The organism is Acidovorax sp. AC410 (assembly GCF_979253235.1).
The window spans coordinates 5,644,184-5,665,738 of record NZ_CEEDCG010000001.1 but is presented as its reverse complement, the minus strand read 5'-3'; the positions used below and the strand labels follow the sequence as shown (position 1 = coordinate 5,665,738).

22 protein-coding genes are annotated in these 21,555 nt (G+C 67.8%); 16 read left to right on the top strand and 6 right to left on the bottom strand.

All coding sequences use genetic code 11. The features are described 5' to 3' along the window. The first annotated feature begins 59 nt into the window (after positions 1–59). The 10 genes from AC0IZS_RS26280 (at position 60) to map (ending at position 8,509) form a co-directional block, all read left to right on the top strand. Positions 60–932 (top strand): DUF6597 domain-containing transcriptional factor, encoded by an 873-nt coding sequence (locus AC0IZS_RS26280; protein ID WP_471638367.1) that lies wholly within the window; start codon positions 60–62, stop codon positions 930–932. 167 nt (positions 933–1,099) lie between these two features. Beyond that, entirely contained in the window at positions 1,100–1,525 is a 426-nt protein-coding gene (locus AC0IZS_RS26275) for a transcriptional repressor (protein WP_471639579.1), read from the top strand. Beyond that, positions 1,522–2,172 carry an ATP-binding cassette domain-containing protein gene (locus AC0IZS_RS26270; protein WP_471638366.1) on the top strand — a complete coding sequence of 217 codons (651 nt, stop codon included), beginning with the start codon at positions 1,522–1,524 and terminating at the stop codon, positions 2,170–2,172. Before AC0IZS_RS26275 ends, AC0IZS_RS26270 begins: the two co-directional genes overlap by 4 nt. 273 nt (positions 2,173–2,445) lie before the next feature. Further along, complete coding sequence (locus AC0IZS_RS26265; protein ID WP_471638365.1) at positions 2,446–3,672, top strand: ABC transporter permease; 1,227 nt, start codon at positions 2,446–2,448, stop codon at positions 3,670–3,672. Positions 3,673–3,699: 27 nt separating this feature from the next. Continuing rightward, entirely contained in the window at positions 3,700–3,954 is a 255-nt protein-coding gene (locus AC0IZS_RS26260; RefSeq protein ID WP_471638364.1) for a hypothetical protein, read from the top strand. A 65-nt stretch (positions 3,955–4,019) separates the two neighbouring features. After that, on the top strand, positions 4,020–4,610 hold the full coding sequence (locus AC0IZS_RS26255) for a DUF3299 domain-containing protein (RefSeq protein ID WP_471638363.1): 591 nt from the start codon (positions 4,020–4,022) through the stop codon (positions 4,608–4,610). Positions 4,611–4,625: 15 nt separating this feature from the next. Continuing rightward, positions 4,626–5,066 carry a hypothetical protein gene (locus AC0IZS_RS26250; protein ID WP_471638362.1) on the top strand — a complete coding sequence of 147 codons (441 nt, stop codon included), beginning with the start codon at positions 4,626–4,628 and terminating at the stop codon, positions 5,064–5,066. A gap of 186 nt (positions 5,067–5,252) precedes the next feature. Then, a complete protein-coding gene (locus AC0IZS_RS26245) occupies positions 5,253–7,361 on the top strand; it encodes a TonB-dependent receptor domain-containing protein (protein ID WP_471638361.1) in 2,109 nt (702 codons plus the stop codon). Between the two features lie 75 nt (positions 7,362–7,436). Beyond that, positions 7,437–7,706 carry a ParD-like family protein gene (locus AC0IZS_RS26240; RefSeq protein WP_305742849.1) on the top strand — a complete coding sequence of 90 codons (270 nt, stop codon included), beginning with the start codon at positions 7,437–7,439 and terminating at the stop codon, positions 7,704–7,706. Then, entirely contained in the window at positions 7,706–8,509 is an 804-nt protein-coding gene (map, locus tag AC0IZS_RS26235; protein WP_471638360.1) for a type I methionyl aminopeptidase, read from the top strand. Before AC0IZS_RS26240 ends, map begins: the two co-directional genes overlap by 1 nt. 45 nt (positions 8,510–8,554) lie before the next feature. Here the strand turns inward: map and AC0IZS_RS26230 are convergent, their stop codons facing one another. Genes AC0IZS_RS26230 through AC0IZS_RS26220 form a run of 3 tightly spaced genes read right to left on the bottom strand, consistent with a single transcriptional unit; the run spans position 8,555 to position 12,939 of the window. Beyond that, on the bottom strand, positions 8,555–10,441 hold the full coding sequence (locus tag AC0IZS_RS26230) for a putative bifunctional diguanylate cyclase/phosphodiesterase (RefSeq protein WP_471638359.1): 1,887 nt from the start codon (positions 10,439–10,441) through the stop codon (positions 8,555–8,557). After that, a complete protein-coding gene (locus tag AC0IZS_RS26225; RefSeq protein WP_471638358.1) occupies positions 10,438–10,980 on the bottom strand; it encodes a YfiR family protein in 543 nt (180 codons plus the stop codon). Before AC0IZS_RS26225 ends, AC0IZS_RS26230 begins: the two co-directional genes overlap by 4 nt. A gap of 3 nt (positions 10,981–10,983) precedes the next feature. Next, the gene (locus AC0IZS_RS26220) at positions 10,984–12,939 is read right to left on the bottom strand and encodes a TonB-dependent receptor plug domain-containing protein (protein WP_471638357.1); all 1,956 of its coding nucleotides are present in this window, start codon (positions 12,937–12,939) and stop codon (positions 10,984–10,986) included. Between the two features lie 254 nt (positions 12,940–13,193). Between AC0IZS_RS26220 and AC0IZS_RS26215 the strand changes: the two genes are divergently transcribed. Next, a complete protein-coding gene (locus tag AC0IZS_RS26215) occupies positions 13,194–14,492 on the top strand; it encodes an aspartate carbamoyltransferase (protein WP_471638356.1) in 1,299 nt (432 codons plus the stop codon). 65 nt (positions 14,493–14,557) lie between these two features. Beyond that, on the top strand, positions 14,558–15,511 hold the full coding sequence (locus AC0IZS_RS26210; RefSeq protein ID WP_471638355.1) for an AEC family transporter: 954 nt from the start codon (positions 14,558–14,560) through the stop codon (positions 15,509–15,511). On the opposite strand, the gene pdxH is transcribed toward AC0IZS_RS26210, so the two are convergent. Then, positions 15,508–16,146, bottom strand: a complete 639-nt coding sequence (pdxH, locus tag AC0IZS_RS26205) for a pyridoxamine 5'-phosphate oxidase (protein ID WP_471638354.1) — start codon at positions 16,144–16,146, stop codon at positions 15,508–15,510. The genes AC0IZS_RS26210 and pdxH overlap by 4 nt on opposite strands. 82 nt (positions 16,147–16,228) lie before the next feature. On the opposite strand from pdxH, the gene AC0IZS_RS26200 reads away from it, so the two are divergent. From AC0IZS_RS26200 to AC0IZS_RS26185, 4 genes are all read left to right on the top strand, one after another. After that, a complete protein-coding gene (locus AC0IZS_RS26200) occupies positions 16,229–16,801 on the top strand; it encodes a TetR/AcrR family transcriptional regulator (protein ID WP_471638353.1) in 573 nt (190 codons plus the stop codon). Between the two features lie 161 nt (positions 16,802–16,962). Next, entirely contained in the window at positions 16,963–17,424 is a 462-nt protein-coding gene (locus AC0IZS_RS26195; RefSeq protein WP_471638352.1) for a (2Fe-2S)-binding protein, read from the top strand. 13 nt (positions 17,425–17,437) lie between these two features. Then, positions 17,438–19,705, top strand: coding sequence for a xanthine dehydrogenase family protein molybdopterin-binding subunit (locus tag AC0IZS_RS26190; protein ID WP_471638351.1), 2,268 nt, complete (start codon positions 17,438–17,440; stop codon positions 19,703–19,705). A 5-nt stretch (positions 19,706–19,710) separates the two neighbouring features. Beyond that, positions 19,711–20,280: a nucleotidyltransferase family protein gene (locus tag AC0IZS_RS26185; RefSeq protein WP_471638350.1), complete on the top strand. Its 570-nt coding sequence runs from the start codon at positions 19,711–19,713 to the stop codon at positions 20,278–20,280. Here the strand turns inward: AC0IZS_RS26185 and AC0IZS_RS26180 are convergent. Continuing rightward, a complete protein-coding gene (locus AC0IZS_RS26180) occupies positions 20,267–20,788 on the bottom strand; it encodes a superoxide dismutase family protein (RefSeq protein ID WP_471638349.1) in 522 nt (173 codons plus the stop codon). The two genes, AC0IZS_RS26185 and AC0IZS_RS26180, sit on opposite strands and share 14 nt — an antisense overlap. A 118-nt stretch (positions 20,789–20,906) precedes the next feature. Next, positions 20,907–21,503, bottom strand: coding sequence for a gamma-glutamylcyclotransferase (locus AC0IZS_RS26175; protein ID WP_471638348.1), 597 nt, complete (start codon positions 21,501–21,503; stop codon positions 20,907–20,909). Positions 21,504–21,555 lie beyond the last annotated feature (52 nt).

Below are 21,555 nucleotides of genomic sequence, written 5' to 3'. Positions count from 1 at the left end.
ACGATTTCGCCAAGGGCACCCCGGGAGGGTGCCTGGCGAACCCGTTTACGATGCGGGGTGTGCGCCTGCGATTCCAGCTTCCCTTTGCCACCGTCGCCTTGCCGCCCCTTGCGCTGGCGGGTTGCATCCGTGCCTACCTCATCAAGGACACCACCGGCGACACGCACCTGCAGGATGCACCGCGTCTGAACCGCTACCCGGCATCGGTCTACTGCGGCGTGGCCTGGTTTCTGCAGGGCAGCTCCGAGCGCATCGATCCCGAAGGCGGCGCACCGCAGCCCCTGGCCTCCACGCTGTTGCTGGGACCGCAGACCCGTCCCTGGGCCACGCGCAATCCCGGGCCGGTGCGCACCTTCGGGGTGGTGTTCCAGCCCCATGCCTTCCACCAGCTCACCGGCCTGCCCATCAGCGCGCTGGTGGATGGCCTGCTGCCCGCCCAGGAGGTGCTGCCGGCGCCATGGCGTGCGCTGTGCGATGCCGTGAGGCAGGCGCAGGACGATGCTGCCCGGATGGCACTGATCGAAGACATGGTGGCCACCCATTGGCGCAGCGGTGATGGCGCGCAGGTTGCCGATGGTGCCGACGGTGCCCCTGGCACCCGCTGGATGCGTGCGCTGCAGGCCCATGCAGCGGCCAGCGGGCTGGGCGGCAGCCTGCGCAGCCTGGAGCGCCACGCCCGCGCCTGGGCAGGCCAACCCGTGCGCCGCCTGGCCTGGCTGTCGCGCGCCGAATCGACCTTGCTGCAGGCACGCACCGACAGCGAGCACAGCGGCCAGGTGCCGCGCTGGCAGGACGTGGCCTCTGGCGCCGGCTATGCAGACCAGGCCCACCTGTGCCGCGAGACACAGCGTGTCACCGGCCACAGCCCGGGCGAACTTGCGCGCGGCGTGGACACGGACGACAGCTACTGGTTCTATCGGCTCTGGTCTTGACCGCAGGGTTCGTCCGGAAATGGCCGGCGACTGGCGCGCAGCATGCATAATGCAAATCGATTGCGTTACCAGGCTAGCGCTGGTCAGCCACTCCTTTCATGCCCACGATTCGTCCCCTTCTTTCTGCTGCCGCCGCCACGCAAATCGCCTGGACCCTGCCTGCCGGCATGCGGGCCACGCGCGCCACGCGGGCGCTGGCGCAGCTGTTCGAGGCGCGGCCCGACGCCGCGCTGTCCGAAGCCGAGGTGGAAACCGCACTGGCGGCGGCTGGCGCGCCGGTCAACAAGGTCACCGTCTACCGCATGCTCGACCGCTTTGCCGCCGCCGGCCTGCTGCAGCGGCAGGTGGATGCCGCCCGCGTCACGCGCTTTGCACTGGCGCCGCAGGGCGGGGAGGGCGCTGTTCCCCGCTTCGAGTGCGGTGACTGCCACCGCCAGTTTCGCCTGGCGCAAGGCTCGGCGCGCGTGCAAAGCGCCTTGAAGCAGGTGCTGCAGGCGCTGGCCACGGCCGGACACGAAAGCCTGGCGGTGGACATCGCCGTGCGCGGCCGCTGCGCCGGGTGCGCGCACCCGGCCGAGGGGGGCGCCGCATGATCCGCACACGAGGCCTTTCTTACGCTTATGCCGCAGGCGGTGAAGCACTGCGCTTTCCCGATGTGGACCTGCGCCAGGGCGGCACCTTGCTGCTGCGCGGGCGCTCGGGCACGGGCAAGTCGACCTGGCTGGCCCTCATGGCCGGGTTGCGCTCGCCTGCGGGCGGCGACCTGTTCGTGGCCAGTACGCAACTGGGCACGCAGCGCGGCGCCGAGATCGATGCCTGGCGCGCGCGCAGTGTCGGCTTTCTGCCGCAGAAGCTGCACCTGAGCAGCGCGCTCACCGTGGCCGACAACCTGGCCCTGGTGTACTTTGCGGCCGGCCTGCCGCGCGACGATGCGGCCATTGCCCGCGCACTGGCCCAGGTGGGCGTGGCCGAGTTGGCGGCGCGCAAACCGCACCAGCTCTCGGGCGGGCAGGCGCAGCGCGTGGCGCTGGCGCGGGCCGTGCTGCTCACGCCCCAGATCCTGCTGGCCGACGAGCCCACGGCCAGCCTCGATGACGAGGCCGCCGCCGATGCCCTGGCCCTGCTGCAGGCCAGTGCGGCCGCCTGCGATGCCAGCCTGGTGATTGCCACGCACGACCAGCGCGTGGTGCAGGCCCTGGCCTCTGTGCCGGGGCTGCAGCAGCTCGACCTGAATGCCTGAAGTGAAACATCCCCTGAGTCGCTTCGCGCCACAGTGCGTCCGCTGGAGGCGGCCGCTCTTCGTTGCCGTCCAAGCCTGCGCAGGCAGGCTTGGAGCCACGGCACTCAGCCCCCTCTCTCATATTGCTTCGCAATCTGGAAGGGGAACGCCCCCAGTGCACGCAAGCGAAGCGCCGACTACGCGGCATGGCGGCCCTTGCACGGGGGCGCTGGCTTGGGCCGTGCCAGTTTCATGCACCGCGATTGGTGCGCGGCCAATGGATAACTGATACCGATGGCCAAGCTTCTTTCCCTTTCCTGGCGCTACCTGTGGGCGCGCCCGCTGGCCGCCGTGCTCAACCTGCTGGTGCTCACGCTCGGCCTGGCCGCCATCACCCTGGTGCTGCTGGTGGCCACGCAGCTCGACCGGGCCTTCGAGCGCGACCTGGACGGTATCGACCTGGTGGTGGGTGCCAAGGGCAGCCCGTTGCAGCTCATCCTGGCGGGGGTGTTCCATATCGATGTGCCCACCGGCAACATCCCGCTGCAGGAGGTGCAGGCCCTGCAGAAGAACCCGCTGGTGGCGCAGGTGATCCCGCTGAGCCTGGGCGACAGCTACCAGGGCTTTCGCATCGTGGGCACCACGCCGGACTACCTGGCACTCTATGGCGCCACCGTTGCGCAAGGCCGGCCCTGGCAGCAGCCCATGGACGCCGTGCTGGGCGTCACCGTGGCGCGCGGCATCGTGGGTGGAGCGCATGCCGGCGCGCCACTGGTCGGTGCCACCTTCATCGGCAGCCATGGCCTGGGCGGGGGAGGGCATGCGCATGGCGAGCACCCGTACCGCGTGGCCGGCGTGCTGGCCGCCTGCGGCTGCGTGCTCGACCGGCTCATCCTGACCTCCACCGAATCCGTCTGGATGGTGCACGAGACGGCCACCGCCACGGAGCCCGAGGACCTGGCGGTGCTCAAGGAGGAGCGCGAGGTGACCGTGGCCCTGCTGCGCTACCGCACGCCCATGGCCGCCGTCACGCTGCCGCGCCAGATCAATGCCGACACGTCGATGCAGGCAGCAGCCCCGGCCATCGAGGTCACGCGCCTGCTGCGCCTGCTGGGCGTGGGGGCCGATGTGCTGCGCGCCTTTGGCGGCGTGCTGCTGGCCGTGGCCGCGCTCAGCGTGTTCATCGCCCTGTGGAATGCCGTGCGCGAGCGCCGCACCGACCTGGCCATGCTGCGCATGCTGGGCGCGCCGCCGGGCCGCGTGGCCGGCCTGGTGCTGTGCGAGGCGCTGTGGCTGGCCGCGATGGCCTCGGCCCTGGGCCTGCTGCTGGGCCATGGCCTGGCACAGGTGCTGGGCTGGGTGCTGCAGGCGCAGGGCCTGTTGCCCGTGAGCGGCCTGGTGTGGCTGCCGGCCGAGGCCGGCGTGCCGCTGATCGCCGTGGTCGTGGCCGCCTTTGCGGCGCTGCTGCCTGCCATGCAGGCCTACCGCACCGAAGTGGCCGACCTGCTCAGCCAACCCTGATTACCAACTGCTCCCGAAAGGATTTCCATGAAAAAGCTGCTCACCGCCCTGGCCCTGGCCCCCTTGCTGCTGGCCGGCGCCCTGGCACACGCCCAGGGCGCGCACTCCGACCAGGAAACCAAGGCCGACATCCAGCGCCACCGCGCCATGGCCGCCGCGCACGAGGCTGCGGCCAAGTGCCTGGAAGCGGGCAAGGGCCACGACCAGTGCCAGAAGGAACTCCAGGTGGCCTGCAAGGGTCTTGGTATCGGCAAGTTCTGCGGCATGCGCCACGTGCATTGATCTGTTGCTCGCGACGCCTGCGCATCTGTAAGAAAATACGCCAGCCCTGCCATCAAGGACTTTCCATGCACTGCCACCATCCCTCGCCCCGTTCCTTGCCAGCCCGCTCTGCCATGCTGGTGCTGGCCTGCGCCCTGGTGGGGGTGGGCAGCGCCCATGCCGAAAGCAAGCCTGCGGCCACGGCCGGCGCGCCCTACAACACGCCGGTGCTGAGCTCGCCCATGCCGGGCACGGCGCCGACGGGCTCGGGCGCGGGCTACCACAGCCCCAACAGCCCGATTGCGCCGCTGCCCCAGCGCAATGATGTGGTGCCATGGTCGGTGCTCAGCGACCTGACCAAGAAGACCACCAAGGACGGCATCCTGCCCGTGTTCAACGCCCAGCAGCAGGGCATGGACAAGACCGTGCAGCGCATCCAGGGCTTCATGATGCCGCTCGACGCCAAGGCCACGCAGACGCACTTTCTGCTCACCTCCGTTCCGCTGACCTGCTCGTTCTGCATTCCTGGCGGGCCTGAGAGCATGGTTGAGGTCAAGGCCAAGACGCCCGTGCGCTACTCGCTCGAACCCGTGGTGGTCGAGGGCCGGTTCACGGTGCTGCAGAACGACCCCTATGGCCTGTACTACCGCGTGGTCGAAGCCGTGCCGGTGAAGTAACAAGACAATCCCCCCGTGACCCCCCTGCGCACCCAGCCGACTGCCCTTGCGGCAGTTGCCACCCGCCCCCGGCGGGGTGCGCGCGCGTGGGTGGCCCATGCGGCGCTGGTGTGGCTGGTGCTGGCGTTGGCATGGGTGCCCACCATCGGTCGCCTGCACCAGATCGCCCATGCCCAGCCGCTGGCGCAGATCCATGCCGGCCATGGCACGCCGGCCGTGGTGGAGCATGCGTCCGCCCATGTACCGGGCTTGCTCGGCGGCTTCCTGTCCAGCCACAGCCTGGTGGACTGCCTCTTGCTCGACCAGCTCGCGCTGGGCGATACCTTGCACAGCGCCGCACCGGCGCTGCCGCCCAGCTTGCCGGCCCTTGCGCCGGTGGCTGCGCACGCCGAGCGCGTGCTGGCGCGCCATGTTGCGCTGTTCCAGGCGCGCGGGCCGCCCGCCTTGCTGGGCTGAAGACCCCGCCTTGCCGTCCCTGCCGTACTGCGCAGGGACCGGCGGGTGCATTGCGCCCCCATTCCCCATGACCCCCTGACGGCAGCGGCCTGCAATCCAGGCCGAGCAGCCGTGCTTCCTCTTTCTCCATGCCTGCCCTGCGGCATGAATGCGCGCACCCGCGCCTGGCCTTTGCCAACGAACACCATGACGACACCACAATTGCATTCCATCCCCCACCGTCCCGCCAAGCACCCCGCCTTGCATCCTGTGGCCCTGGCCGCCATGCTGGCGATCTCGGCCGGTGGCAGCTTTGCCCAGACGGCGGCGCCTACCGCCCCCGATGCGCCCAGCCTGCCCTCCGTCACGGTGTCCGCCAGCGGCCTGCAGCTGGGCGCCAGCGAAATGACCACGCCCGTGAGCGTGCTCGAGGGCGACGAACTCGTGCGCCGCCGCGAGGCCACCCTGGGCGAAACCCTCAATAGCGAGCCCGGCATCACCAGCAGCCACTTCGGCGCGGGCGCGAGCCGCCCCATCATCCGCGGCATGGACGGCCCGCGCGTGAAGGTGCTGTCCGACGGTGCCGAGCTGCACGATGCCTCCACCATCAGCCCCGACCATGCCGTGGTGTCGGAGCCCTTGCTGGCCACGCAGATCGAGGTGCTGCGCGGCCCGTCGGCCCTGGTGCATGGCAACGGCGCCGTGGGCGGCGTGGTCAACGTGCTCGATGGCAAGATTCCCACCGCCATCCCGCAAAAGGGCTATGAAGGCAGTGCCGAGCTGCGCGCCAACACCGGGGCACGCGAAGGGGCAGGGGCCTTCTCGCTGACCGGCGGCACCGGCAACCTGGCGGTGCATGTGGAAGGCGTCTCGCGCGATGCCGGCGACTACCGCGTGGGCAAGGGCTGGGCACCGAATGGCGAGCCGGCCAGGAAGGTGCTGGGCAGCTTCAACCGCACCGACACCGGCAGTGTGGGTCTGTCCTGGGTGGGCGAGCGCGGCTACCTGGGCGCCGCCTACACACGACAGACGGCGCGCTACGGCCTGCCGGGCCACAACCACAGCTTCGAGGGCTGCCACACCCATGGCAACCACCTGCACTGCGCAGAACACGGCGAAGAGGACGGGCACGAGCATGACCACGGTGCCGAAGCCGGCGACGTGCCGGTGGTGGACCTGCGCAGCGAGCGTTTCGACATCCGCGGCGAGCTGCGCAACCCGTTTGCCGGCTTCTCGGCCCTGCGCCTGCGCGCCGGCGCCACGGACTATGTACACGACGAGGTGGAGGACGGCGCCATCAGCACCACCTTCAAGAACAAGGCTTACGACACCCGCCTCGAGCTGCAGCACGAGCCGATTGCCGGCTTCAAGGGGGTGTTCGGCCTGCAGACATCACAGAGAAAGTTCAGCGCAGACGGAGAAGAGGCCTATGTGCAGCCCACCACCACGCGCAAGACCGGCCTGTTCGTGCTGGAGGAGTACCGCCTGGGCGACTGGCGCTTTGAAGGCGCGCTGCGCCATGACCGCCAGACGGCCGAGGCAGAGACTTCGGGCATCGAGCGCAGCCACAACGGCACCTCGGCATCGCTGGGCGCCGTGTGGCAGTTCACGCCGGGCTATTCGCTGGGCGCGTCGCTGACCCGCGCCAGCCGCGCGCCCTCGGCCGAGGAGCTCTACGCCAACGGCCTGCACATGGCCACCAGCACCTACGAGCGCGGCAATGCCGACCTGCGTTCCGAAACCTCGCAGAACATCGACCTGAGCCTGCGCAAGACCAGCGGCGACACCACCTTCGGCGTGAGCGTGTTCCGCAACCGGGTGAACAACTACATCTACGGCCGCACGCTCGACGCGGTGGAGGGCCTGCAGCTGCTGCAGTACGCCCAGGCCGACGCCACCTTCACCGGCATCGAAGGCCAGGTGCGCCAGCGCATCACGCGCAACCTGGGCGTCACGCTGTTCGGCGACACGGTGCGCGCGCGCCTGACCGGTGGTGGCCTGCTGCCGCGCATTCCCGCCACGCGCGCCGGGGTGCGCGTGGATGCCAACTGGAACGCCTGGGACGGCCAGGTCGAATGGGTGCAGGTCGCACGCCAGAGCCGCGTCGCCGAGTTCGAGTCGGCCACGCCCGGCTACGGCATGCTCAACCTGGGCGTGAGCTACAGTGGCAAGTACAACGGCGAGACGCCCTGGCAGGTCTACCTCAAGGCCAACAACCTGACGGACCGCCTGGCCTACGCCCACACCTCGTTCATCAAGAACGCGGCACCGTTGATGGGGCGCAACCTGACGGTAGGGGTCAAGGTCGCGTTCTGATGCCCGGGCCGGCGCAGGGTCGGCCCGAAATCCCTGGGTTTACACGAAACGTATATGTTTCGTATAATTTGGTCCATGGGCATCGTTAAAATTTCCGACCAAATGCACGAGAACCTGCGCATTGCCAGCAATGCGCTGTCTCGTTCCATCAACGCACAGGCCGAGCACTGGATGCGCGTGGGCATGCTCGCCGAGCTGCACCCCGAGCTCAGCCACAGCCAGATCTGCCAGATGCTGATCCGCGCCGAGCAGGCGGGCGGCTTTGACCTGGCCGCTTTGGCGCAGGCCTTGCCGTCTGCCGATGGCGGCAGCAAGCCCAGCGTTCAGGTCAGGCGGGTGCAGTGATGGGAGCCAGGCACCCCCAGGTGATCATCAAGACGCCCGCCGAGATCGCCCAGTCGCGCATTGCGGCCCAGTTGGCGGCCCGGGTGCTGCAGATGATCGGCCCGTATGTACAGCCCGGCGTCTCCACCGAGGCGCTGGACGAGCGCTGCCGTGAATTCATCGTACACGAGCTGCAGGCCATACCGGCCAACATCGGCTACCACGGCTTCACCAAGACGGTGTGTACCTCCGTCAACCATGTCGTCTGCCATGGCGTGCCTGCGGCCGACAAGGTGCTCAAGAAGGGCGACATCATCAACATCGATGTTGCCGTCATCAAGGACGGCTGGTTCGGCGACACCAGCCGCATGTACTATGTGGGTGAGCCCAACCGCCTGGCGCGGCGCCTGGTGGAGACCACCTACGAAGCCATGTGCGCCGGCATCCGCCAGGTACGGCCTGGCGCCACGCTGGGCGACGTGGGCCATGCGATCCAGAGCGTGGCCGAGCGCGAACGCTTCAGCGTGGTGCGCGACTACTGCGGCCATGGCATCGGGCAGATCTACCATGAGGACCTGCAGGTGCTGCACTACGGCACGCGCGGCCAGGGCATCACACTGGAAGAGGGCATGGTGTTCACCATCGAGCCGATGATCAACGTCGGCAAGCGTGACACCCGCGAACTGCCCGACGGCTGGACCGTAGTCACGCGCGACCATTCCCTGTCGGCCCAGTGGGAGCACATGGTGGCCGTGACGGCCGATGGCTTCGAGGTGCTGACGGCCTGGCCCGAGGGCACGGGGAGCTATCCGGCGATTGCCTGAGCCAGCGTCCCTGCGGCGGTAGCGGGCGAGGCAATCGCTCGGGCCCTACCGCACTGCCTGCATCGCCTCGAACTCCTCCACCGGCATAGGCCGCGCAAACGCAAAGCCCTGCAGCACATCGCACCCGGCATCCACCAGGTAGTCGATCTGCGCCGGGGTTTCCACGCCTTCGGCCGTGACGGCCAGGCCCAGGCCGTGCGAGAGCGCGATGATGGCCTTGACGATCATGCGGCTGTGCTCCTGATCAGGCAGGTCGCGGATGAAGCTGCGGTCGATCTTGAGCCGCTTCATCGGCAGCCGCCGCAGGTAGGCGAGCGACGAGTAGCCGGTGCCGAAGTCGTCGATGGCCAGGTGCACGCCCAGCTGGCTCAGGCGGTGCAGGGTGCTGGCGCAGGCGTCCATGTTCTCCATGAGCACGGTCTCGGTCAGCTCGATCTCCAGCAGGTGGGCCGGCAGGCCTTCCTCGCGCAGGATGTCCATCACGCGCTCCAGGAACTGCGGGTCGTTAAGCTGCCGCGCCGAGACGTTGACCGCCACGCGCAAGGGGTCCTGGCTCTGTGCCTGCCATCGCGCAGCGTCCCGGCATGCCGTGCGCACCACCCAGTAGCCCAGGTGCACGATCAGGCCGCATTCCTCCGCGACCATCACGGCCTCCAGCGGCGGGATATTTCCCAGCTTGTCATGCGACCAGCGCAAGAGCGCTTCGGCACCGATCATCTTCCGGTCCCCGGCCGAAAACACCGGCTGGTAGTGCAAGGCTAGGCCTTGTCCGTCCTCCAGCACCTGGCGCAGGGCCTGCTCGATGGCATGCCGGCGCAAGGCGGCGAGGTTCATGGACGCGTCGAAGCGCTCGCAGCGGTTCTTGCCGAGGTCCTTGGCGCGGTACATTGCCGTGTCGGCGCAGCTGATGAGGCTGTCCCGGTCCGGCGCGTCCCCCGGGTAGGTGGCGATGCCCGCGCTGCAGGTCACCATCACCTCCTGGTCCGACTCGACAAAGCCTTTCTCGAACACGGCAATGATGCGGTCCGCGTAGCTGCCGAGGGCAGCCTCGTCCATGTCCAGCCGCAGGATGACGGAAAACTCGTCGCCCCCCATGCGGCAGATGTCGTCGCCCGCGCGCACCACCGACTGCAGGCGCTGCGCCACCTGGCGCAGCAAGCCATCTCCGGCGGCATGGCCGAAGGTGTCGTTCAAGGTCTTGAAATTGTCCAGGTCGATGTAGACCAGTGCCAGCTTGCTGCCCAGCGTGGCGGCGCGGTCGATTTCATGCGCCAGCCGTTCGTTGAAGAAGTGCCGGTTGCCCACGCCCGTCACCGCATCCTGGTGGGCCAGCACCTGCAGCCGGCGCTCCGCCTCTCCGACCGCTGCGCGGCTGCGCAGCACCAGCGCGGTGGCCAGCGCCATGGTGCCCCCGGCGATGAGCAGTGCGCCACCGAAGCGGATGACCAGGTGGGTGTAGACCTCGCCCATCGACTTGCGCAGGTAGATGCTGCCCGAGCTTTTGCCCCTGAACTTCACGGGCTTGGCCATCTCCAGCAGGTACAGGCCCTGGTATTCGAAATCCCCGTTGCCGCCGCCCGGGAGCGTGCCGGGCGCCACCTGGTTGCCATCGCGCTGGTACGAGGCGAAGAGGACGCCCTGTGCATCGTAGATACCGGCCATCAGCACCATGGGCGAGGCCTTGAGGGCCCCCAGGATCTCTTCCGCGGTATGGGCATCGCGGAACATCACGGCCGTGGACACGTTGTCGGCAACGATGGCGGCCTCCACCCGGCTGTCTGCAAGCATGGCCTGGCGGCTGCTCCAGTAGTCGAAGGCCGTGAGGGCCAGGACCATGGTCAGCAAGGCCAGCCCCGTGGCCAGCAGCCCGGTCGCCACCACGCGCGAAGACAGCTGCTGCGAGTCTGCGGTGGCAGGGCTGTCAGGATTCATCGGGCCCCCCTGGACAGGCGCAGCAGGCGTGAACTGACCGACAGGCCTGCCTTGCCCATGGCGTCGGCATTGATGTCGAAAACGATGCGGTCGCCGTCCCGATGCAGGGTAATCATGATGTCCGCCGGGGCGGCGGCCGGATCGTCGGCAATGGTCAGCACGGCTGTTTTGCCGGGGGCGGTGCGCAATGCGCGCAGGGCCCGGTCCGTGTCCGCGCCATGGAGGACCAGCACGCGGCAGTCGTCGAGCTCGTTCGCCTCCCAGAGCCGGATGCGGATCGGGTTGTCCTTGCGCGCGGGGCGACCCTCCAGTGCCAGCAGGGTGCGTTTCAGGGGACTGAAGGGGGACACACAGATGGTCCAGTCGGTGCCGGCGCGGCCATCGCCCTGGGGCCATTCGACGAACTGGATGAAGTTGAAGACATAGGCGGCCTTCATCTCGTTTTCGCCAATTTTTTCCTGCGCGCCGCTCCAGTGGCAGCAGGCAAGCATGCACAGCCCCGCGAGGAGGACTTTGTGCAGGCGGTACACGTGCGGCATGGCCTAGAACGCGTAGGTGAGCTTGAGCCGGTAGGTCCTTCGATCCTGCGCAATCGAATCGCCGCGGATCTCGAAGGATGCAGGATCGGAAAACCGCTTGTCGAACAGGTTGTACACGCCGAAAGAGACATCCGTGCCCGCCAGCCGGGTGGAGTAGGTCAGATTGGCCACCGCGTGGGCCGGCAGGCGCGATGCCAGGGTGTTGCGTGCGCCGATGGCGATGGCTTCCACCCCAACGCGTCCCCGGGCCCAGGGGGCCGCGTCGGCACTGCCAATGGCGCTGGACCACTGCGCCTTCAGGAGGTGCCGGGGCGAATTGGCCAGGGCTTCGCGGGTCAGGGTATCGCGGGCCCGCTGCCAGCTGTAGGCCAGTCGCAACCGGGCATCGGGGTCCAGGCGCTGTTCGATCTCCGTCTCCATTCCGTACACGCCGACGCTGTTGGCGTCGCTGAACATGAGCCGGTCGACCTGCTGCGCATCGCCGATCGCCAGCAGGTGCGAGACGCGCGACTGGAACAGCGTGAGCAGCGCGCGCGAGGCACCCGATGGCGCATGCTCCAGCACCAGTTCCGTGGTGCGGATGCGTTCGGAGCGCAGGCTGGCCGTGCCCACCACACCGCCGGGCGTTTCCACGCGGTAGTCGCGCTCGTAGGCGTTGGGTGGCCGGTAGGCGGTACCGTATAGCAGCTTGAGGGCCGTTGCCGGCCCCACCAGGTACACCAGGCCCAGCCGTGGGTGCAGGCTGCCCTTGCTGTCCGAGTGCTTGCCCCAGCGCAGCCCGGCGTGCAGCACCAGGTCGGGGCGCAGAGCCACCTCGTCCTGCAGGTAGACGCCCATGACGTCGCCGCTGCTGCTCTTGTCCAAGTAGTGTGCTTCGGGCGCGAGGTCCATGTTGCGCTGGGTGATGTCGAGGTCGCGCCGGTAGTCCACGCCGAAGGAGATCTTGTGCCGCTGGAACGCGGTGCTCACCCACTGCAGCTCCGAGCCCACCCAGCGGCCGCTGCCGATGTCGCGGTTGGTGGTGACGGGCGGGTAGTCGTAGACATAGTCGCCGACGTACCGGTACTGGCCGCCATGAACCCTCGCCGTGAAGTGCAGGACAGAGCTCCATTGGCCGGCGTACTCTGCCGCAAGGCGGGTGCTGGAATCGGCCACGCGCGACCGCCGGTCGTTGAACACCTGCGAAAAGGCTGCCGTGGGCAGGCCTTTCTGGCGCTCGCCATGCGACAGGGACAGGGTCACGCCGCCGCGCCGCATCTTGGCGAAGAAGCTGGTGCTGCGGTCATAGTCCAGGCCTTGCGCGATGCCCTGGTTCTGGCCGGGCGTATCGTAGGCCGGAAAGTAGAGGTCCTCGCCCCGGGTGGTGGAGCGCGAGGCGGAGACCAGCCAGTCGCTGCCCTGCGCGTCCACCGTGCCCAGCGTAAAGCGCAGCCTGGCGTGTCCGTGGCTGCCCAGTTCGGTGCTGACCTGTGCGCCTTTGAGCTGCCGACCTTCGCGCGTGATGATGTTGATCACGCCGAAAAAGGCATTCGCGCCATAGACGGCCGCACTGGGGCCGGGCACGAACTCAACGCGCTCGATCAGGTCGATGTCGATGGGGAAATCCGTGCCCACCGGTGCCTGGTCGTACAGGTTGTCATTGAACCGGACGCCATCGACCAGCAGCAGCACCCGGGTGTTGTAGTCCCCCGGCGTGGAAAAGCCGCGCATGCCCAGGTAGTGGTAGGACCGGTCGTAGGACACGTACAGCCCGCGCATGCTGGCCAAAATCTCGGCCAGGTTGCGGTAGCCGAAGGTGCGGATGTCCTCGGCGGTCACAACGCTGACCGCGGCCGGGGCCTCGAGTGCGCTTTGCAGGTAGCGGCTCGCGGTGCGGACCTCCATCTGCATCAACTGCTCCAGGGGCAGCTGGGCGACATCGGCCTGGGCGCGGGCGCCGGCCACCAGGCAGGCGGCCATGCACATCCCGAGGGCAAGCCGACTGTGTCCTGCGCATGGAGGGGGTCTTGTCATGGCATCCCTATCGTGGGCTTGTCGAGCCAGCACCGCAAGCTGCGCCCAATGGCTGTAACAAATGCTTTCATCCTACTCTTCTGGTAGCTGCCGGGGCCTGGGTTTACCTTAGTTCAAGATCTGAGTTACATCCCGCCGTGCGCATGAGGTATATACGCAATGCGTTTTATAAAAATGCTCATTGCGTATAATTGCTGGCCATGAACAGCCAGCAAGACTTCCTGCGCGACGCGATGCGCCGCCTCAACCTGACGCGCGATGCGTTTTCTGACCGGCTGGGTGTGCGCCGCCGGGCCCTGGACACCTGGCTGTTGCCGGCCGATTCCGGCGAGGCGCGCAGCATGCCCGAGATGGTGGAAAAATTCGTCTCCGAGATCCTCCTTGCGCACGAGGCGCGCAGCGCCGGCACCGAGCGGGGCAGGGCACCCACGGCCCAGCCCCTGGCCCAGCGCATCGCGGCCGAGGGCCGGCCGCACCTGCTCTCGGTGGCCCAGTTCGACCGCGGCAGCCTGGAAGAACTGTTCCAGGTCGCTGACCTGATGCAGCCGATCGCCCGGCGCCAGAAGGTTTCGCGTGTGCTGGAAGGCGCTGTCCTGGGCAGCCTGTTCTTTGAGGCCAGCACGCGCACCCGGGTGAGCTTTGGCGCCGCGTTCTGCCGCCTGGGCGGCACGGTGTGCGATACGACGGGGTTCACCTTCTCGTCCATGGCCAAGGGCGAGTCGATCTACGACACCAGCCGTGTCATGGCCGGCTATGTGGACGCGCTGGTGGTGCGCCACCCAGAGCAGGGCGCGGTGGCCGAGTTCGCACGTGCCACCAACATCCCGGTGATCAATGCCGGCGACGGGCCCGGCGAGCACCCGAGCCAGGCCATCCTGGACCTCTACACCATCCAGCGCGAGTTCTCGCGCCTGGGCAAGCTGGTCGATGGCACGCATGTGGCACTGGTGGGCGACCTCAAGTACGGGCGCACGGTGCATTCGCTGATCCGCTTGCTGGCGCTCTACAGGGGGCTCAAGTTCAGCCTGGTGGCCCCGCCGTCGCTGGAGATGCCGCCCTACCTGCTGGAGCTGGTGGCCCGCAACGGCCATGTGATCGAGCAGACGGCTTCACTGCAGGAGGGCTTGCGCGGGGCCGACGTGGTCTATGCCACGCGCATCCAGAAGGAGCGCTTCGTCGGTGAAGCCATCGAGGGCTACACGCCCGAGTTCCAGATCCGCAAGTCGCTGGTGGACGAACTGTGCAAGCCCGACACCATCCTCATGCACCCGCTGCCGCGCGATGGCCGGCCCGGCGCCAACGACCTTTCCACCGACCTCAACCACGACCCGCGGCTGGCCATCTTCCGCCAGACGGACAACGGCATCCCCGTGCGCATGGCCTTGTTCGCGGTGCTGATGGGGGTGGAGAACCAGGTGGCGCGCTCGATGCGCGATGCCGGCTGGCGTTCGCCATCGCATGTGGGGCCGGACGACGCGGTGTTCGACGGGCTGGACTGACCATAAACTCCAGCGTTCTTCTTCCCTTCTGCCTGCCGCCCCTTCTGGCCCGCGCCTGCTGCACCGTGAACTCCCCCGTCTTCGCCTCCCTGATCCCCGTCGTCCTGTTCATCGCCATCGGCTTTCTGTCGGGCCAGCAGGGCTGGATACGGGCGGGCTCGGTCAAGGACCTCTCTAACCTGGTGTTCATGGTGCTCACCCCAGCGCTGCTATTCAGAACCATGAGTTCGGTGCACCTGGGCAATGTGGACTTTGCGCCCATCGTCGCCTATTTTGCGGCGGCGGGCCTGGTGTTTGGCGGCACCATGGCGCTGCTGGGCTTTACCAGCCTGGCGGCAGCGCGGGCGCTGGCCAACATGTTCAGCAACACGGTGATGATCGGCGTGCCGCTGGTGGGCCTGGTGTTTGGCGAGGCTGGGCTGGTCACGCTGTTCACCCTGATCTCGCTGCATGCGCTGATTTTGCTCACGGCCGCCACCGTGGTGTTCGAGCTGGCGGCGGCGCGCGAGCGGGCGGGTACGCCAGGGCATGAGGGCCGCTCCATGCTGCGCACGGTGCTGATGGCGGTGCGCAACGGCATCATCCACCCCATCCCCATGCCCATCATCGTGGGCCTGCTGTATGCGCAGACCGGTCTGCCGATCCCGCTGGTGATCGACAAGCCGCTGGAGCTGCTGGGCCAGGCGCTGGGGCCGCTGGCGCTGCTGCTGGTGGGCGTGACGCTGGCTTTCACCAAGGTGGGCACGCATTTCCGCGCGGCCATGCGCATTGCGCTGGTCAAGTGCCTGGTGCATCCTGTGGCCATGGCCGCGGTGGGCTGGGCCATGGGCCTTACAGGCATGCCGCTGGCCGTGATGATCGTGGCCGCGTCGCTGCCCGTGGGGGCCAATGTGTTCTTGTTCTCGCAGCGCTACGAGGTGGCGCAGGACGAGGTGACGGCCAGCGTGGCCGTGTCAACGGCCCTTGCGCTGATCACCATGCCGGTGGTGATCATTTTGGTGACTCGTTTTCTGGTTTAGGGCGCCAGTCGTTCGCGCACCCAGTCCCCGCCGTCAAGCCGGTAGCGCAGCCGGTCGTGCAGGCGGCTCTTGCGCCCCTGCCAGAACTCCCACTGCTCGGGCTTCAAGCGGTAGCCGCCCCAGTGCGGCGGGCGCGGCGGCTGCAGCAGGAACTGCGCACCGTACCTGGCGGCATTGGCCACCAGCACGCTGCGCCCGGTGATCACCTGGCTTTGCGGGCTGGCCCAGGCGCCGATGCGCGAGTCGAGCGGGCGACTGGCAAAGTAGGCATCGCTTTCCTCATCGCTCACCTTTTCCACCACGCCCTCGATGCGCACCACGCGTTCGAGCTCCACCCAGTGGAACTGCAGCGCCGCAAACGGGTTGCCCGCGATCTGCCGGCCCTTGCGGCTCTCGTAATTGGTGAACCAGACGATGCCGCGCTCGTCATAGCCCTTGATCAGCACGATGCGCGTGCTGGGGCGCAGGTCCCCGCCCACGGTGGCCAGGGTCATGGCATTGGGCTCGGGTACCTGGGCGGAAATGGCTTCCTTGAGCCATTGATCAAACTGCTGCAGGGGTGCAGCATGCGAGGCGTCTTCGTTGAGTTCGGCGCGCTCGTAGCTCTTGCGCAGATCGGCGATGGAGGTGGTCATGGCCACGATTGTGCATCCCCACCAGACGGGCTGCGCGGTGCTGGTTGTTGGCGAATAAAAATTCGCTTATATTGGCGAGGCAATGAAACCCAAAGACGATGAAAAGCAGCGCGCCATTGCGCAGGCCACCTTCGACCTGGTGGGGCAGACGGGCCTGAGCGGGCTCACCATGGCCCAGATCGCGCGCGCAGCGGGCATTGCCACGAGCACGCTGTATGTCTACTACCCGTCCAAGGACGAGCTCATCAGCCAGCTCTACCAGGACGCCAAGACCGTCACCGCCGCCCGCATCATGGAGGGCGTGGTGCCCGGCATGCCCTACCGTGCCCGGGTGCGGCGCATCTGGGAAAACCTGCTGCGCCACCGGCTGGACCAGCATGCCGAGGTGGTCTTCCAGGAGCAGTACTACAACTCGCCCTGGTTCACCGAGGGCAACCGCGAGTTCTCCACGCGCCTCATGGCCGGTTTTTACGCCCTGATGCAGGAGGGCCAGCAGCAGGAGATCCTGAAGGCTGTTCCGGTGCCGCTGCTCACCGCCAGCCTAATCGGTTCGGTGCGCGAAACCGCTGGTCTGATACGCACCGGGGTTCTGCCTGACGACGAGGCCCTGCACCAGACCGCCTTTGGCCTGTGCTGGGATGCGCTCAAAGCGTGATCCGTCGATTTGCGCTTTAATCGAATAAATATTCTCTTAAAGATGCCACGCTTTCACCCGCCCCCGGTACGTCGCTATCAACAGCGATGGCGCCGCTGACGCAGTGCCCCGTGTTGTTCCACCCGCTTCCCCTCAAAAACATCCCCCACGGAGAAACCACGATGCCCACCCTCCATATCAACGGCAAAGAAACGGCTGTGGATGCCGATGAATCCACCCCCATCCTCTGGGCCCTGCGCGACACGCTGGGCATGACCGGCACCAAGTTCGGCTGCGGTGCGGCGCTGTGCGGCGCCTGCACCGTACACCTGAACGGTGCGCCGATCCGATCCTGCATCACGCCGATCTCGGCGGCGGCAGGCCAGAAGATCACCACCATCGAGGCCATCGCCTCCAGCGACAAGGTGGGCAAGGCCGTGCATGCCGCCTGGGTCAAGCACGACGTGGCGCAGTGCGGCTACTGCCAAAGCGGCCAGATCATGAGCGCCACGGCCTTGCTCAAGGGCAAGAAGAAGCCCAGCGACGCCGACATCGACACCGCCATGGCCGGCAACGTCTGCCGCTGTGGCACCTACGTGCGCATCCGCGCCGCGATCCACGAAGCTGCCCGCACCCTGGCCTGAAGGAGAGAACACCATGCATTTCGACTCCCATGCCGCACAGGCCCACATGCCCCGGCACCTTGCTGCGCTGCTGGAAAAGGCGCAGGACGCCGATGGCTCCACCGGCCCCGGCTTTTCAGAAGGCCTGGCGCGCCGCACCTTCCTCAAGGTGACGGCGGCCTCCGGCTTTGCACTGGGCACATTTCCCCTGGCGGCAGTCGCACAGGGCAGCGCGGCCCCGGCCGCCGGCCTCAAGCCCTTCGAGCAGCCCTCGGCCTTCGTGCGCATCGAGCCCGATGGCACGGTCACCGTCACCATCAACCGCCTGGACTTCGGCCAGGGCGTGCAGACCGGCCTGCCGATGATCCTGGCCGAGGAACTGGACGCCGACTGGTCCAAGGTGCGCAGCACGCACGGCGATGCCAACGCGGCCTATGCCGACCCGGCCTACGGCATGCACATCACGGGCGGGTCCAACTCGATCAAGAACTCCTATACCCAGTACCGCGAACTCGGTGCCCGCACCCGCGCCATGCTGGTGTCGGCCGCAGCGGCGCAGTGGGGGGTGGATGCCTCGGCCCTGCGCACGCAGAACGGCTTTGTCGTGGGCCCCGGCGGCAAGAAGCTCGGCTATGGCGAGCTGGCCGAAGCCGCCATGAAGCTGCCCGTGCCCGAGAAGGTCACGTTGAAGGACCCCAAGCAGTTCCGCCTGATCGGCAAGCCCACGGGGCGGCTCGACGCCAAGGCCAAGTCCAGCGGCCTGCAGGACTATGGCATCGACGTGCGCCTGCCCGGCATGCTGACCGCCGTGGTGGCGCGCCCGCCGGTGTTCGCGGCCAAGCTCAAGTCGCTGGACGATTCGGCCGCCAAGGCCGTCAAGGGGGTGAAGGCCGTGCTGCGCGTGCCCACTGACCGGGGCGGCGAAGGCGTGGCCGTGATCGCCGATGGCTACTGGGCGGCCAAGCAGGGCCGCGATGCGCTCAAGGTGGAATGGAACACGGACGCGGTGGAAAGGCCCGACACCACGGCCCTGCTGGCGAGCTACCGCGAGCTTGCGGCCAAGCCCGGCCTGGTTGCCCTGCAGGCCGATACCGCCCCGATGGCTGGCGCGCCGCACAGGATCAGTGCCGAATATGTCTTCCCCTACTTGGCGCATGCGCCCATGGAGCCCCTGAACTGCACCGTGCTGCTCAATGGCGACAAGGCCGAGCTGTGGATGGGCACCCAGATGCCGGGCATGGATGCGGTGGCGGCCGCCAAGGCCCTGGGCATGCAACCCCAGAACGTCAAAGTCCACACGCAGATGGCCGGTGGCGGCTTTGGCCGCCGGGCGATTCCCACCAGCGACTATGTGGTGGAGGCCTGCGCGGTGGCAAAGGCCGCCCTGGGCGCGGGCCTTGCGGTCCCGGTGCGCACGCTGTGGAGCCGCGAGGACGACATCAAGGGCGGCTACTATCGCCCCATGCATGTACACCGTGCGGAAATCGGCTTCGACGCCCAGGGCAAGGTCCTCGCCTGGGACCATGTGATCGTGGGCCAGTCCATCCTCATGGGCTCGCCGTTCGAGCCCATGATGGTCAAGAACGGCATCGACGCCACGGCCATCGAAGGCATGAAGGAGCCCTATGATGTGCCCATGAAGCTCTCGGTGCACCATCCGCAGGTCAATGTGCCCGTGCTGTGGTGGCGCAGCGTGGGCTCTACCCACACCGCCTATGCCATGGAGACGCTGATCGATGAGGTCGCCCGCACGACGAAGCAGGACCCGGTGGCCTACCGCCTGCGCCTGATGGGCGACAAGCATCCGCGCCACAAGGCTGCGCTGCAATTGGCGGTGGCCCAGTCGGGCTATGGCAAGAAGAAGCTGCCCGCCGGCCGCGCCTGGGGCGTGGCGGTGCATGAGTCGTTCGAGTCGGTGGTGGCCTATGTGGTCGAGGCCTCGGTGAAGGACGGCACGCCCAAGCTGCACCGCATCACGGCCGGCGTGCATTGCAACCTGGTGGTCAACCCGAAAAGCGTGGAGGCCCAGGTGCAGGGCGGGGCGCTGATGGGCCTGTCGATGTGCCTGCCCGGTGGTGCCATCACGCTCAAGGATGGCGTGGTGGAGCAGAGCAATTTCGGCGACTTCGCGGTGCCGCGCATCACCGACATGCCCCAGGTGGCCGTACACATCGTGCCCAGTGCCGACCCACCCAAGGGCATGGGCGAACCCGGCCTGCCACCGCTGGCACCGGCATTTGCCAATGCGATTGCCCAGCTCACCGGCAAGACGCCGCGCGAGCTGCCCTTCAAGCTGACTTAACAAAGATGGCCTCCAAACCGCTTCCGTCCCCCGTGGTGCTGGTGCTGGCCTCCGGCCGGGGCGAGCGTTTTGCCGCCTCGGGCGGGGCCGTACACAAGCTGCGTGCATTGCTCCATGGCCTGCCGGTGCTGGAGCACACGCTGACCGCCGTGCGCGCCAGCGGCCTGCCCTGGCATCTGGAGGATGGGGGCCATTCGGGCATGGGGGATTCGATCGCGGCGGCCGTGCGGGCCACGCCCAATGCACCCGGCTGGCTGGTGCTGCCCGGGGACTTGCCCCTGGTGCGGCCGCAAACCCTGCGCAGCATGGCTGCTGCGCTGTACGGCTGTGCAGTGGCCGTGCCCGTGTACCGTGGCGAGCGCGGCCACCCGGTGGCTTTTTCAGCGCTATGCCTGCCGGGCCTGCTGGCCCTGGCGGGAGAGCAGGGCGCCGCCCGCGTGGTGCGCGAGCAGAAGGCACAGGGCCGGCTGCGGCTGGTGGAGTTGGACGACGAAGGCGCGGTGACCGATGTGGACACCGTGCAGGACCTCGCCCGGGCCGAGCAGATCCTGGCGGGACGGCTTACTTCGCCGTGATGACGGCGCAGGCCAGGCGCGGGCCGGCATTGCCGGTGGGCTGGGTGGTGTAGTCGTCGGGGTCGCGGTGCACGATCAGGCCCTTGCCTACGATGTCGTTGGCGGTGCTGCCCACGCGGATGGAGCGCGACTCGAAGCTGATCCTGGCCACGCCACCGGCGTCGGCCTTGAGGCTGGGCAGGTCGCCCGTGTGGTGCTCGGCGCCGCCGTGGCTGCCGTGCGGCTTGCCACCGGGGTTGAAGTGGCCGCCGGCGCTCATGCCGTCGCCGCTGGAGCAATCGCCCTTTTCATGGATGTGAAAGCCATGCTCGGCATTCGGCTTGAGGCCACGCACCTCGCCCATTACCTTGACCGTTTCGCCCGTCTGGGTGAAGGTCACCGTGCCGGTGGTGGTGTTGCCACGCGTGGCTTCAAGCTTGCCGGTGGCGCTGGGGCCCGAGGATGAAAAGGCGGCGCACCCCGCCAAGGATGCCACGGCAAGGGCAAGCGATGCAAAACGAAGATTCATGAAATTCACTCCTATAACGGGGCAGGGGGCGGCGCACCGCAATGGGCGCCCATGCCTTGGAACATGGTGGCAACACCGCAGGGTGCGATGCATAGTGACGCACCTCGCAGGTGCGTCACTATGCCTGTTTTTTGTCGGTAAGCGAAAGTAATCTTCCCAGCGAGCGGTCGTGGATGCCCATGCGGCGCAACTCGTCGTAGGTGGCCTGGGCGTAATCGCGCGTGGTGCCGAACTTGCCACAGGCCTGCTCAAAGATGCGGCAGTATTCCTGGTCGGGCAGCTCGCCCGTGTGGTTGGGGCTTTTGCGCGACAGGGTGAAGGCCAGCGCCTGCACGCTGCCATGGGGCGTATGGCAGGTGAGCCAGCGCGGGTCATACACGCCGGTCATCATCTCGCGCTGCCACAGGTTGATCAGCACTTGGCGGGCGTGCGCCTTGTCCACCCGGAACACCATGCCCCGGCAACTGCCGCCCGAGAGCATGCCGAACACCAGGCCCGGGCACTCGGGTGTGCCGCGGTTGATGCGGCTCCACATCTTCAAGGCGCGGTGCCAGCCATGCACGCGCGCAGCACGGCGCTCGGCAAAGTCGAAATCGGGGCGCCAGATCAGGGAGCCGTAGCCGAACACCCACAGGTCCTTGTGGCCACCCCACTCGTGCAGGGCCCGCTCCAGCATGGGAGCGGGATCGCGCAGCGGTGCGGGAAGACTCGTCATGGCATCACTCTACAATGAAGAAGGTGCCCCAACCTGGCGCCCCGACAACATC

Excerpts from the sequence above, each read along its gene's own strand:
- AC0IZS_RS26260 (WP_471638364.1), top strand. The coding sequence starts at position 3,700 with ATGAAAAAGCTGCTCACCGCCCTGGCCCTGGCCCCCTTGCTGCTGGCC.
- AC0IZS_RS26230 (WP_471638359.1), bottom strand. The coding sequence starts at position 10,441 with ATGAATCCTGACAGCCCTGCCACCGCAGACTCGCAGCAGCTGTCTTCG.
- AC0IZS_RS26180 (WP_471638349.1), bottom strand. The coding sequence starts at position 20,788 with ATGAATCTTCGTTTTGCATCGCTTGCCCTTGCCGTGGCATCCTTGGCG.
- AC0IZS_RS26265 (WP_471638365.1), top strand. The coding sequence starts at position 2,446 with ATGGCCAAGCTTCTTTCCCTTTCCTGGCGCTACCTGTGGGCGCGCCCG.
- pdxH (WP_471638354.1), bottom strand. The coding sequence starts at position 16,146 with ATGACCACCTCCATCGCCGATCTGCGCAAGAGCTACGAGCGCGCCGAA.
- map (WP_471638360.1), top strand. The coding sequence starts at position 7,706 with ATGGGAGCCAGGCACCCCCAGGTGATCATCAAGACGCCCGCCGAGATC.
- AC0IZS_RS26240 (WP_305742849.1), top strand. The coding sequence starts at position 7,437 with ATGGGCATCGTTAAAATTTCCGACCAAATGCACGAGAACCTGCGCATT.
- AC0IZS_RS26200 (WP_471638353.1), top strand. The coding sequence starts at position 16,229 with ATGAAACCCAAAGACGATGAAAAGCAGCGCGCCATTGCGCAGGCCACC.
- AC0IZS_RS26275 (WP_471639579.1), top strand. The coding sequence starts at position 1,100 with ATGCGGGCCACGCGCGCCACGCGGGCGCTGGCGCAGCTGTTCGAGGCG.
- AC0IZS_RS26225 (WP_471638358.1), bottom strand. The coding sequence starts at position 10,980 with ATGCCGCACGTGTACCGCCTGCACAAAGTCCTCCTCGCGGGGCTGTGC.
- AC0IZS_RS26220 (WP_471638357.1), bottom strand. The coding sequence starts at position 12,939 with ATGGCCGCCTGCCTGGTGGCCGGCGCCCGCGCCCAGGCCGATGTCGCC.
- AC0IZS_RS26255 (WP_471638363.1), top strand. The coding sequence starts at position 4,020 with ATGCACTGCCACCATCCCTCGCCCCGTTCCTTGCCAGCCCGCTCTGCC.
- AC0IZS_RS26245 (WP_471638361.1), top strand. The coding sequence starts at position 5,253 with ATGACGACACCACAATTGCATTCCATCCCCCACCGTCCCGCCAAGCAC.
- AC0IZS_RS26175 (WP_471638348.1), bottom strand. The coding sequence starts at position 21,503 with ATGACGAGTCTTCCCGCACCGCTGCGCGATCCCGCTCCCATGCTGGAG.
- AC0IZS_RS26190 (WP_471638351.1), top strand. The coding sequence starts at position 17,438 with ATGCATTTCGACTCCCATGCCGCACAGGCCCACATGCCCCGGCACCTT.
- AC0IZS_RS26270 (WP_471638366.1), top strand. The coding sequence starts at position 1,522 with ATGATCCGCACACGAGGCCTTTCTTACGCTTATGCCGCAGGCGGTGAA.
- AC0IZS_RS26215 (WP_471638356.1), top strand. The coding sequence starts at position 13,194 with ATGAACAGCCAGCAAGACTTCCTGCGCGACGCGATGCGCCGCCTCAAC.
- AC0IZS_RS26185 (WP_471638350.1), top strand. The coding sequence starts at position 19,711 with ATGGCCTCCAAACCGCTTCCGTCCCCCGTGGTGCTGGTGCTGGCCTCC.
- AC0IZS_RS26195 (WP_471638352.1), top strand. The coding sequence starts at position 16,963 with ATGCCCACCCTCCATATCAACGGCAAAGAAACGGCTGTGGATGCCGAT.